At 64.0% G+C, this 13,881-nt stretch carries 5 protein-coding genes; all 5 read left to right on the forward strand.

Going from position 1 to position 13,881, the window contains the following annotated elements; genetic code table 11:
- Nucleotides 1-32 precede the first annotated feature (32 nt).
- The 5 genes from IPM49_17040 (at nt 33) to IPM49_17060 (ending at nt 13,805) form a co-directional block, all read left to right on the forward strand.
- Nucleotides 33-3,515 (forward strand): hypothetical protein, encoded by a 3,483-nt coding sequence (locus IPM49_17040; protein ID MBK9276229.1) that lies wholly within the window; start codon nt 33-35, stop codon nt 3,513-3,515.
- A 101-nt stretch (nt 3,516-3,616) separates the two neighbouring features.
- Complete coding sequence (locus tag IPM49_17045) at nt 3,617-5,671, forward strand: hypothetical protein (protein MBK9276230.1); 2,055 nt, start codon at nt 3,617-3,619, stop codon at nt 5,669-5,671.
- 96 nt (nt 5,672-5,767) lie between these two features.
- Entirely contained in the window at nt 5,768-9,874 is a 4,107-nt protein-coding gene (locus tag IPM49_17050; protein MBK9276231.1) for a M36 family metallopeptidase, read from the forward strand.
- A 44-nt stretch (nt 9,875-9,918) separates the two neighbouring features.
- Nucleotides 9,919-11,190, forward strand: coding sequence for a hypothetical protein (locus IPM49_17055; protein MBK9276232.1), 1,272 nt, complete (start codon nt 9,919-9,921; stop codon nt 11,188-11,190).
- A gap of 65 nt (nt 11,191-11,255) precedes the next feature.
- Nucleotides 11,256-13,805: a hypothetical protein gene (locus IPM49_17060; GenBank protein ID MBK9276233.1), complete on the forward strand. Its 2,550-nt coding sequence runs from the start codon at nt 11,256-11,258 to the stop codon at nt 13,803-13,805.
- Nucleotides 13,806-13,881: the final 76 nt, after the last annotated feature.

Below are 13,881 nucleotides of genomic sequence, written 5' to 3' on the forward strand. Positions count from 1 at the left end.
GCTTCCCTATCTTACCGGACCATTCCGATACCATGCGCCATCTGCTCCTGGCGGCAGGCTTTGCTGCTCCGTTCGTACCCACCGCTTTGTTCGGTCAGTGTGTCACCACCTTTCCGTCCACCGAGGCCTTCACGGGCTTTACGGTGGGGACACCGGGCACCTTCGTGAACAACTGGACGAACCTCACCACGGATGACCTGGACTGGTTCGCGGACAACAACGGCACGCCCACGCCGGCCACCGGTCCCATCGGCGACCACACCTCCAACAACACGTCGGGCAAGTACCTGTACGTGGAGGCCACGGGTTCCACCGCGTCCCCGAACAAAACGGCCATCGTGCAGTCGCCGTGCTATAACATCAGCAGCCTGGCTTCTCCCTATCTCACGTTCTGGTACCACATGCAGGGGGCGCAGATGGGTGCCCTGTACGTGGACCTGAACGTGAACGGCACGATCCATTCCGGGCTGTGGACGGCCGCGGGCGACCAGGGTCGGTATTGGACGCAAGGCTGGTTGGACCTGGCCCCGTGGGCGGGGCAGACCAACGTGCGGGTGCGATTCCGGGCCGTGACGGGCACGGGCGAGCTCAGTGATATCGCCTTGGATGACGTGGTCATGGGCAACCTCATCCCCGTGTTCGGGTGCAACGAGCCCACCGCGGCGAACTACAGCGCCGGGGTCAACATCAACAACGGAACGTGCGACTACAGCTGCCCGTCAGGTCAGCAACGGGTGCGCATCGACCTGGTGGCGGACAACTACCCGGGCGAGATCTCCTGGACCCTGAAGAACGGCGCCACCAACGTGGTCCTTGCCAGCGGGACCTTCACCGGCACCACGGTGTGTGTGCCAGCGGGCACCTGTCTGGTGTTCCGCATCAACGACACGGCCGGGGACGGCATCTATCACCCCTCCTATGGCTATGGTGGATACGCCGTGTTCCTGGACGGTGCGCTTGTCGTGGAAGGAGGGCAGTACGCCCAGTATGAGGAGACCGTGTTCAATTGCCCACCCGGGTTCAGTTGCACAGAGGCGATCCCGATCGGTCTCGGGCAGCACACGGCGCCCAGTGTGGAGTACTGGTACGACTTCACCCCGGCCCAGCCGGGATCCTACACCATCACCACCTGCGGCCTCAACACCTGTGATACCAAGCTCTGGCTCTACGACATGGCCTGCAACCTGGTGAATCCCCAGCCGGGGATCGAAGGGGCCACCTTCGGGGACGACAACGACGGTGGCTGCGGTCTGCAGGCGGTGGTGAACGCCAACATGCCCGCCGGTGTCACGCATCACCTGCGGGTGGGCACCAACGGTGGCAGCTGTTCGAGCGTCACCTTCGAGATCATCTACAACGGTCCGGTGGAAGGCTGCACGGATCCCGGTTCCTGCAACTACGAACCGCTGGCCACCGTCCCCTGCGTGGATTGTTGCATCGCGCCCGGTGACCCGTCCTGCCCCGATGGCCCGGACCTGATCATGAGCCAGAGCGCGCTGCAGAGCAGCCTGAACCTGGCCACGGTGAACATCACCGATGCCTGTGCCCCCGTGGAGGGATGCACCAAGGGCCTCGGCCAGCGCTATGTGCTGCGCTTCACCACCCGCATCGAGAACATCGGCACCACGGACTACTACATCGGCAGCCCGAGCGCCCAGCCGCAGATGTTCGACTTCAACAACTGCCACGGCCATGCCCACTACGCCGGCTACGCGGATTACATCCTCTTCGATACCCTGGGCAACAAGATCCCCGTGGGCTTCAAGAACGGCTTCTGCGTCATCGACGTGGGGTGCTATCCGGGTAACACGGGCCAGTTCGGATGCAGCAACATGGGCATCAGCAAGGGCTGCTACGACATCTATGGCAGTGGCACCACCTGCAACTGGATCGACATCACGGACGTGCCGGCGGGCAAGTACACCCTGGTGTTGCGTACGAACTGGCAGCAGGCCCCCGATGCGCTGGGCCGCCATGAACAGAACTACGCGAACAACTACGCACAGGTGTGCATCCAGATCACGCGCAACGGGCAGAACGTGCCTTCCTTCAGCGTGGTGGGCAACTGCCCGACGTATACGGATTGCCTCGGTCAACCCTATGGGGATGCGGTGCTTGACTGCACAGGACAATGCGCGGGCACCACGAGGACCGGGGACCTGAACAGCGACGGCTTCCAGACCCAGCCCGATGCACAGGCCTATGTGCAGGGCATACATGGCAACGATGTGTCCACCACCGCGTGCACGGACCTGAACGGCGATGGTGAGGTGACGGTCACGGATGCCGCGCTGATGGTGAACTGTTACAGCACCCAGGACGCCCACGACCAGTTGCCCCACCAGATCCATTATCATCCGTGGTGCGACTTCCCGCGGGGCTGGCTGAGCACGCTGGACACGGTAAGTCTCGCGATCGGCGCGTTCGACCAGGTCAACGGGACGGTGGACATCCACATCAAGAACCCGGATTGCCGCGTGCTGGGCTATGAGTTCGAGGTCTCGGGGCTGACCATCCAGAGCGTGCAGAACCTCGCGCCTTCGCTCCAGGGCGATATCAGCGTATCCTCCTCGCTGGGTGGCACCAAGGTGATCGGCCTGAGCTACCTGGACAGCACCCTGGCCAAGAACACCAGCTACGTGCCGCTCGTCCGGATCAACTACCTGTCCCTCACCGGATCGCAGATCTGCATCGCCCACGTCACCGATATCGTGAACGACCAGGCCAACAATGTGATCACCCGCGTGGAGAACGGATGTGTGGCGGTGAACAACGTGCTGACCCTGGCCCCGAAGGTCTTCCTGGAGGGCTCCTACGACACGGGCACGGGTCTGATGCGCGACGACCTGCGGACCTCGGCGCTGATCCCGGCCTCCGAGCCGTACACGGCGCTGGGGTACGTGCAGGCAGGGGGCGGTGGTGGCGAACAGCTTGTGGGCGGCGTGCTCGACGTCACGGGTCCCGACGCCATCGTGGACTGGGTGCTCGTGGAGCTGCGAAGCGCGGTGACCCCGTCCACCATCGTGGCCACGCGATGTGCGTTGCTGCAACGCGACGGTGACATCGTGGGTGTGGACGGCGTGAGCAACGTTGTCCTGAACGCGCCGCCGGGGAATTACCATGTGGCCGTGCGCCACCGCAACCACCTGGGTGCGATGACGGCCTCCGCGTCATCCTTGTCAGGTATCCCGGTGACGGTTGACCTTCGTTCACCGGGCACGGCCACATGGGGCACGCAGGCGCGCAAGACCGCCGGTGCCGTGCAGCTGCTCTGGGCCGGTAATGTGGTGCGCGACGGCAGCCTGAAGTATGCCGGCTCCAGCAACGATCGCGACCCCATCCTGAACGTGGTGGGCGGAAACACCCCCACATCGGTGGCGTTCGGCTACTACCGCGAGGATGTGAACATGAGCGGGGTGGTGAAATACGCCGGCAGCGCGAACGATCGCGATCCGATCCTGGTGAACATCGGCGGCACGGTGCCCACCGCGGTGCGGTCGGAACAATTGCCCTGAGCGGCGAACCACGGCCCTCCTGGATCCGTTCATGGAGGGAACCCAACGTTCGGTCGATGGAGGTCCGGCGTCGGACCGGTACTGCCCTAGCTTCGTCCGCCATGAACAACGCCCTCTTGCGCGGCTTTGCCGCCACCGTCCTCATCCCGATCGCAGGCGCCGCCTTGCCCCAGTGCCCCGTGGGCCAGGTGGAGGTCGTGATCGAGGTGAGCACCGACGCCTACGCCTATGAAACGTACTGGGAGTTGCTGCCCGGTGGCTCCCCGTGCGGTAACGGGACCATCTTCAGCGGGGGCAACCCGTTGGTGGGCTGTGGCGGGGCAGGAGCTCAGCAGCAGCAGCCCGGCGGCTATGGGAACAACCTCACCATCGCTGAAGGCCCGTTCTGCCTGACCCAGGGTGCCAGCTACGATATTATCTGGGCGGACGATTGGGGTGACGCCGGGTTGAACTTCGCCGTCCTGGTGCAGGGCGTGAACGTCGCCAACTTCGTCGGCACGGGCGCAGGGCAGACCTTCAGCTTCGTGGCCGATCTCCCGGTCGCGCGTGACATGAGCGTCAATGGGCTGACCACCGCGCTCTTTGCGTTCCGCGATGAACCGGTCCGCATCATCGGTACCGTGGCCAGTCTTGGCTCCGACCCGGTGACCACCTTCGACCTGAACTACCGGATCAACGGTGGCGCGCCTGTGGTCCAGAACGTGGGACCTGTGAACCTGCAGGCCGGTGATGTGCTCGAGTTCGAGCACGCCACGCCCTGGGTGCCCGCCTCCACAGGCACCTTCACGCTGGAGGTCTGGGCCAGCAACATCAATGGCGGCACCGACATGGCTCCTGCCAATGACCTGGCGACCTCATCCACGTTGGTGAACGAACCGATCCCCAACATCCTCGACCAGTACCTGATCGGTTCTCCCGTGGTGGAGACGATCGCCGATTCCGACCAGGACCTGCTGGTGCCGCGCGACCTCGATTTCCATCCCGACCTGTCGCGCAACGAGCTCTGGGTGATCAACAAGGACACCGAGCAGAGCGGTGGCAGCACGGTGAAGTTCACCAACGTGGGGCAGCCCGGAATGACCTGGCTGATGCAGGAGGACCCCAACAACTGGCACTTCATGAGCCTGCCCACCGGGATCGCCTTCGCCGATAACGACAACTTCGCCACCAGTCCGGGCATTTTCGACGCCAACCAGAACGGGGGGGATCCCTTCACGGGCCCAAGTCTCTGGAGCAGCGACCCGGCCATCTACGCGCAAGGCATCTTCGGTCCGCTCGGGAGCCACCTGGACATGCTGCATGTGAACCCCAACAGCCAGGGCATCGCGCATGAGCAATGGAACCGCTTCTGGGTGGTGGACGGCTACAATGGCGACATCGTTATGAATGATTTCCGGGAGGACCATGGTCCCGGGAACAGCTACCACGGCGATGCCATCATCCGCCGGTACGCTGACTTCACCATCACCCGTGATCCGAACGATCATGTGGTGAGCCACTGCGTGCTGGACAAGACCAGTGGATGGCTTTATGTGGTGGACAACGGCGGCCAGCGGGTCCTCCGGATGGACATCCGTTCCGGCTCGGTCACCGGTCCGGCCACCTTTGGCCCTTGGGAGAGCTACGTGGAATACACCACCGTGAGCGGATACACCTGGGAGGTGATCGTGAGCACCGGGCTGGTACAACCCGCAGGCATCGATGTGGTGGGCGACCGCATGGTGCTGAGCGACCACGCGACCGGTGAGCTCATCATCTACGACATCTCCGGTTCGCCTGCGGTCGAACTGGGCCGGGTGGCCACTGCGGCTCCGGGCCTGATGGGTGTGAAGATCGGTCCCGATGGCCGGATCTGGGTCGTGAACGCCACCACCCATGCCCTCCTGCGCGTGTCACCCGCGGCCACGGTCGGATCCTTGGATCGTTCGATCCCGGAGCTGAGCCTTGCACCCGTGCCGGCGGACGACCTGATGCAGGTCACCGGCCTGGGCGAAGCCGGTCGACGCGTACCTGTGGAGGTGCTCGATGCCTCGGGCCGTGTGGTCCTTGCCGACCTGCTCGATGGTGGAACGGACGTGATCGACCTCACTTCGCTGCTCAGTGGGACCTACGTCATCCGGGGCAACGGCCGGGTGGCGCGTTTCAGTCGGAAATGACCCGGGACCGTTGGGATCCCGATCGGCGGTGATCTGGTGGTGGACCCGGGGTGGTCGATCCGGTATCTTGCAGACCCTCAAGTTGCGCCTTTTCTGATGAAGAAACTCCTACTTAACACGGTCCTCGTGGCCGCCTTGCTGTCACCCGTCGCGGATGCCTTCGCCCAGGTCCCCCTTCGCGAACCCGCGACCATCGCTCGGGGCGAACTGCTTCGGAAAGGATACGCCGCCGACGATATCGAAGGACTGACGATCACGGATGCGTATACGGACCGGCGCACCGGCGTGCTTCATGCCTACCTGCGTCAGACGGTCCAGGGGATCGAGGTCTACGGCACGGAGGTGGCCTTGCACATCAAGCCGGACGGGACCATCGTTTCGATGCACGAGCGGCTCGTCAAGGGCGCAGCGGCGCGCGCGGCGAAAGGCGGTGTGTCCTTGACGCCGGAGCAGGCGCTGGAACGTGTGATGCTGATGGAAGGGCTTCGTCCTGTCACGCTCGTCCGCAAACGTGTCGATGACCGCCGCAGGCAGGTCGTGTTCGCTGGTGAGGGGCTTGCCAGCGAGGATCCCGAGGTGCGGCTGTTCATGCTGGAGCACCTGGGTCAACTGGTCCCGGTGTGGAACGTCACCCTCTACATGCCCGACGGATCGCACTGGTGGAACATCCGCTTGGACGCCGCGACCGGCAAGGAACTGGAGCGCAACGACTGGGTGAGCCAGTGCCGGTTCGACGAACCTGCTGCCGCTCATGCGGAACACGACCATGGCGTGGCACCTCCAGCACCGGCGCCGGCCGCCGCCAACGACCTCAACGTCTTCCCCATGCCGCTGGAGAGCCCCAGCCATGGCGCCCGAGCGATCCGCAACGCCTCCTGGACCGCCGCTCCGAACGCATCCCCCTTCGGATGGAACGATACCGATGGCACCCCGGGGGCAGAGTTCACCATCACGCGGGGGAACAATGTGTACGCCTCCGAGGACCGCGACAACAACAACGTGCCGGGTTTCAGCCCCGATGGTGGACCCACGCTCGATTTCGACTTTCCGCTCGATCTGGCGCTCGAACCGGTCGATTACGAATCGGCCGCCATCGCCAACCTGTACTACTGGAACAACATCATCCACGATGTGATGTATCAGTACGGCTTCGATGAGACGAGCGGCAACTTCCAGGTGAACAACTACGGGAACGGCGGTGCCGGCAACGATGCGGTGAACGCGGACGCGCAGGATGGTAGCGGCACGAACAACGCCAACTTCGGGACCCCGCCTGACGGCAGCGCGCCGCGGATGCAGATGTTCCGCTGGACCAGCACCTCCCCCGCGCGGGACAGCGACCTGGACAATGGGGTCATCGTGCACGAGTACGGCCATGGGATCAGCAACCGCCTTGTGGGCGGACCCTCCAACACCAGCTGCCTGTCCAATGCCGAGCAGATGGGCGAGGGCTGGAGCGATTATTATGCCTTGATGTTCACCATGGAACCGGGTGATCAAGGGCCCGACCCACGGGGCATCGGCACCTACGTCCTCGGGCAACCGGTGACCGGCGCGGGTATCCGACCGGCACCGTACTCCACCAACTTCGGGGTGAACGGATACACCTACGCTTCGACGAACTCGGGGCTGAGCCAGCCGCACGGCATCGGGTTCGTATGGTGCACGATGCTGTGGGAGATGACCTGGGACCTCATCGCGCAGTACGGGTTCAGCCCCGACCTGTACAACGGTACGGCGGGCAACAACATCGCCATGAACCTCGTGACGGAGGGGCTGCGCTACACGGCGTGCAACCCTGGATTCGTGGATGGCCGCGATGCCATCCTTCAGGCGGATCAGGTCCTCTATGGTGGGGCGAACCAACAGCTCATCTGGGCCGCCTTCGCCCGTCGGGGCCTCGGGTTCAGCGCCAGCCAGGGAAGTTCCTCCAGCCGCTCCGACCAGGTGGAGGCCTTTGACGTACCGCTCGATGTGAACGTCGGCGTGTCCGGCATCATCGAGCCCCTCCAGGGCATGTACCCGGACTGTGCGAACGACCCCCGACCCGTGAAGGTGACCGTCCGCAACAACGGTCTGTTGCCGCAGTCCAACATCCCGGTGAGCTACCGGCTGGACAATGGGGCTGTGGTCAGCACGGTTCTGGCCGGCCCCCTCAATTCGGGCCAGGTGGTCGAACTGAGCTTCCCCGGGACCGTCGCCATCGCGGGTCTGGGCAACCACCTCCTCAAGGCATGGACCTCGATGCCCGGCGATCTGGCCGCGGCCAACGACACCTCCACGGCGACCTATCAGCTGTATGCGGGGGGGGCCTTGGCGGCGCCCTTCCTGGAGGACTTTGAGAGCGGCTCCCTCTGCGGCACTTCGAGCAATTGTGGCGCCACCATCTGTGCCCTGCCCAATGGATGGGTGAACGTCACCAGTGGTGCGTTCGATGGTACCGATTGGCGGACGGACGAGAACGGCACGCCCAGCACGGGAACCGGTCCGGTTGCGGACCTGCAGCCCGGGACCACCACTGGGAACTACATCTACCTGGAGGCGTCCTCCTGCCTCAACAGTGAGGCCCACCTGCTGAGCCCCTGCATCGACCTTTCCGGGGTGTTGCTGCCTCGGCTCCGGTACGGCTATCACATGTTCGGGCCGGCGATGGGCTCCCTGCGGGTCGATGTGTTCGATGGGGAACAATGGCATCTGGACATCACTCCGGCGGTCCAGGGTGACCAAGGCAACGCCTGGCAGACCCGGATCGTGAACCTCGATGCCTTCGCCGGTGGCACCATCGTGCTCCGGTTCCGTGGGCGCACGGGCACGGATTTCACCTCAGACATGGCGCTGGATGCGATCGAGGTGTATGACGGCGCGATCCCGCCGGTGGTGGACCACAGCGCCACGCCGTCCAGCTATTGCGTTGGAGGCAAGGTGACGCTCAGCGACCTGTCCATCAATGATCCCACGGGGTGGAATTGGTCCTTGAGCCCATCCACCGGGTTCACCTTCACCGATGGCACCAGCGCGACCAGCCAGAACCCGGTGTTGCGCTTCGATGCACCCGGGACCTACGATGTGACCCTGCAGGCCTCCAACCCCTATGGGTCTGGTAGTTTGACGCGCACGGGTGCCATCATCATCGGTACCAGCACCGCGGCCCGGTTCGACCTTCGGTTGGACCGGTGGGGCGCGGAGACCACCTGGAACATCAAGCGATTGAACGGCACCACGGTGGCCTCGGGCGGGCCCTTCACCAATGTGGCCGGTAATGGTGTCTACCCAAGACCGCCTGAATTCCTCTGCCTCGATGCCGACAGCTGCTATGTGCTTGAGGTGAACGACAGTTACGGTGATGGCATGTGCTGCGATTGGGGCCAGGGCAATTACCTGCTGACCACCGGTGCTGGTGACACGTTGGTCTTCGGCAATGGTCAGTTCACCTTCCAGCGCAGGGACACGTTCTGTCTGGCCGTCACGCCGCGCTTGTCGGCGCGGGTGCTGCTCGAAGGCGCTTGGGATGGGGCCACGGGGCTCATGCGGGATCAGTTGCGGTCCAACCCCGCGTTCCCGCTCACAGAGCCCTACACCGCGCTCGGGTTCGCTCAGCTTCTGGGCGGTGGGGAGACCATCGACCCTTCCGTGCTCTCGGTGACCGGGAATGATGCCATCGTGGACTGGGTGCGGATCGAGCTTCGTGATCCGGCCACACCCTCCGTGCTCCGTGCCGCCCTGCACGTCCTGGTGCAACGGGATGGGGATGTGGTGGACATCAATGGGTCCACGAGCATCGCGCTGCCGGTGGCCGCGGGGAACTACCACGTCGCCATCCGCCATCGGAACCATCTGGGTGCCATGACGGGTGATCCGGTGGTGCTCGGCAGCACGCCCATCATGGTCGATCTGTCCGCTGCGGCCCAATCGACCTTTGGCACCGATGCACGGAAGGTCTCGGGAACGGTCAGGCTCCTTTGGGCGGGCAACGTCATCCGTGACGGCCAGCTCAAGTATGCGGGTGGGTCCAACGACAGGGATCCGATACTCGTCCGCATTGGAGGAACCGTCCCCACGACGACCGTTCCGGGATACTGGCCGGAGGACGTGACCATGGACGCCGTGGTCAAGTACGCTGGCGCCGCGAACGATCGCGACCCCATCCTGGTGAACATCGGGGGTACGGTACCCACGCTGATCCGGGTCGAGCAACTACCTTGACGAGCGTCATGCTCTTCGCAACGGATGTGAGCACACCTTGCAGCATGAGGCGGAGCCGAACAGGGATGGTAGCTGCGTTCGTGATCGCGACCGCCGCTCCGGATGGTCGGGTGAACGCCCAGTCATGGGAGGTGTTCGACATGAACACGGCCGGATTTCCGAGCAACACGGTCAGGGCGCTCTCACCGGACAGCAGCGGCAACATGTGGGTGGGCACCGATTGGGGCTTGTGCAGGTACGACGGGGCTGATTGGACGATCTACCAGACCGGCAATTCCGGCCTGCCGGAGAACGATATCCGCTCCCTGGCCGTGGCACCGAACGGTGATCTCTGGATCGGCACGGCGCTCTATGGGTTCGTGGTGTTCGATGGAGTGGATTGGGAGGTGTTCTCCACGCAGAACAGCCCGTTGCCCGACGATCAGGTCAACTGCATCACTTTCGACCATCGGGGCTGGGCATGGCTCGGCACCGTGGGAGGACTGGTGTGCTATACCGGCATGGAATGGCGCGTGTATAATGACCAGCCATCGAGCTACAATGGGTTGGTGCTGAACGGAAATCACATCCGCGACATCGATGTCGCCCCCGACGGTCTTGTCGCTTTCGGGACCATCAACGGTGGGTTCCACTACCTCACGGATACGGCGGTCCAGGTGCACGCCACGTACATCGACATGTTCCCCGATAACACGCAGTATGGCGTGCTGATCGATACGTTGGCGAACGAACGCTGGCTGGCGTGCCCGGCAGGCGGATTGCTACGGCAGGGTGGGGCCTGGAACGGCGGGCCGTGGTTCCAGTACACCACGTTCAACTCGCAGATCCCCTCCAATGCGCTCACGTGCATCGTGCAGGACGAGTTCTCCCGCCTGTGGATCGGCAGCCAGTTGAACGGCCTGATCCTGCGTGAGCCCAATGGGCAGTACAGCGTGTTCAACACGGGAACGAGCGGCATACCGGACAACTCCGTGGAGCGCTTGTGCTTCGCGCCGGACGGCAGCCTCTGGGTGGCGACGTTCTTCGGCGGAGCTGCCCGCTTTTCGTTCGATGTGGGGCTGGGGGACGAGGTGCCCGATGATCGCGGACTTCGCCTCTTTCCCAACCCCACGCATGGACCGGTACGGGTCGTCTCCGATGATCTTCCGGCCGGATCGGAATGGTGGATCACCGACGCCATGGGGCGCGCGCACAGGAGCGGACGAACGGGCGTGGACCCGTTGGTCCTCGATCTTGAAGGGGTCGCTCCAGGTCCTTACCTCCTGCTTGTGAACTGCGCTGAGGGCCTCCGTTCCGCGCGGTTCCACGTGTATTGACCAAGCCTGCGCTGTGATGTATCTTGCGGCTCCCCGCACAGGGACCCTCCTAGAATCCGAACGACATGATGAAGCGCTACGCCTGGGTGCTCGCCGCACCCCTGTTCTTCAGTGACCTGAATCCGGCCGAAGCCCAGTGCACGGTCACCAACGCCACGGGCTGCACCTGCGCCAATGGGACCGGGAACTGCGAATTGCTTCCGGATATCCAGATCAGTTGGTTCGCGCTGCAGAACTATGCTAATGGACCATCGGAATACAGCCAGACCTCCTCGGGCAACGCAGGCCGCCTCCGGATCAGCGGATCGACGCCGAACCAGGGCCGCGGGCCGTTGGAGGCACGAGGCGTGAACGCCCAAGGGTATCGCACCTTCATCTGCGGTACGGATACCAACACGGTATACCTGCCCACGGATAACAACGGATACACCTGCTCGAACGGCTACGCGGCCAAGCAGCGGCTGTATCAGCGGGTCTATTCCAAGAACGGCAACGCCATGACCTATACGGACCAGTTGGCGGGCACCATGACCTATCACCCCACCCACAACCACTATCATGTGGATGACTGGACCACCATGACCCTGAGGTTGGAGCAGCCCGGCGAGCCGGATCCGCGGAACTGGCCGGTGGTGGCCAGCGGGGGGAAGCTGGGCTTCTGCCTCATGGACCTCAGCACCTGCTCGAACAGCACCGGGCATTGCCGCACCTCGCACCTGTACAATCAGGGCACCAGCCTCACCACCTCCCAGTTCCCGAACAGCGGTCTGGGTGTCGGTTACGGCTGCGGTGAGAACTTCCAGGGGATCTCGGTCGGCAAGAACGACATCTACAGTGAGGGATTGGACGGGATGTGGATCAACCTGCTGCCGGGATTGTGCAACGGCAATTATTGGATCGTGGCCGAAGTGGATCCGCAGAACAGCTGGCGCGAGGAGAACGAGGAGAACAACTGGACGGCGATCCCGTTCAACCTAGCCCAGCAGTCCGCGGCGAACAGCGGTGGCGGTGCGTTCATGAACGCCTCGGGTCGTCTGGTGCTCGCCCCGGGAGGGAGCGTCACGCTCTCCGCCACCCCGGGATACAGCTACCTGTGGAGCACGGGGGCCACGACGCGGAGCATCACGGTGACCACACCGGGGACCTATTCCTGCACCGTGACCGCCCCTTGCGGTGCGCTGGCCACGCCGAGCATGACGGTGACCCAGTTGGCCGCTCCAGCCGCCCCGACCGGTACGGGTGCCACGGTCCCTGCCGGGAATACCGCCCAGCTGGCGGCCACCGGCGGTGATCTTCGGTGGTACGACGCGCCCACCGGCGGCACCCTGATGGGCACGGGTGCGAACTTCACCACCCCCGTTCTGAACCAGACCACGTCGTATTGGGTGGGTGACCGGAACGTGTCCGCCGGCGTGGATCTGAACGTCGGCAAGCCGAACAACTCCGGTAGCGGTGCATACAGCAACTCCAAGCAGTACCTGCTCTTCGATGCGTACGAGCCTTTCGTGCTGGAATCGTTCAAGGTGTACTCCAATTCAGTGGGCAAGCGTCACTTCGTGCTCTTCGACCGCGTGGGCAATCTCATCGAGGAGAAGTATGTGGAGATCCCCAACGGCATGAGCACGGTGACCGTGAACTGGTCGGTCCCCGCCGGCACGCAGCATCGGATCACGGCCTACGATGACAACGTGGATGTGTATCGTGACCTGTGGAGGAACGATGGCGGGGTCTCCTACCCCTACCCGATCGGTAGCCTGGGGGCCATCACGGGCAGCACCGGTGGCAGCCAGTACTACTACTACCTCTATGATTGGAAGGTCCGCACCGCTGACGTGGTCGCTGAAGGTCCGCGCACCGAAGTGGTGGCCAACGTGACGAATGCCGTGCAACTTGACGTGCGTGTTTTCCTGGAGGGGCCCTATGACGGTGGGACGGGCCTGATGCGGGACGATCTGCGCTCGAGCGGGCTGATCCCGGGTACGGAACCCTTCACCGCCTTGGGCTTCACCCATGTGGGAGGGGGGGCGGAGTCGATCGCTCCGGGCCTGCTGGCCACCACGGGTGCCAACGCGGTGGTGGATTGGGTGCTTCTGGAACTACGGTCCTCGACGGATCCTGCCCAGGTGCTGGCCACCCGGAGCGCCTTGGTGCGCCGCAACGGGCAGGTGATCGGGGTGGACGGCGGTGTGCCGCAGTTCGGTGTCCCAGCAGGCAACTATCACGTTTCGGTGCGTCATAGGAATCACTTGGGAGCGATGACCGCCGTGCCGGTGACCTTGGGTGGAAGCCCGACCTTCGTGGACCTGACCGCCGCGGCCACGGGTACGTGGGGCGCCGACGCCCGCAAGAGCGTGAGCGGGGTGATGGTGCTTTGGACGGGTAACGCCCGCCGCGATAACGTGCTGAAGTACACGGGCACCAGCAATGACCGGGACGAGATCCTCCAGGCCATCGGGGGGACCCTCCCAACGGGGGTGCTTCCTGGCTATCACACCATGGATGTGACCCTGGACGGTCTGGTGAAGTATGCCGGCACCGCCAACGACCGCGATCCGATCCTGGTGAACATCGGAGGCTCGGTGCCCACCGCAACCCGAGCGGAACAACTGCCTTGACCGATCGGGGATCCGTATTACCTTCCGCCCCGGTTGTTGACCCTACCCTGTGACCAAAACCAAACCCTGATGATGT

Source organism: Flavobacteriales bacterium (assembly GCA_016715895.1).
Taxonomy (GTDB): Bacteria; Bacteroidota; Bacteroidia; order Flavobacteriales_F; family PHOS-HE28; genus PHOS-HE28.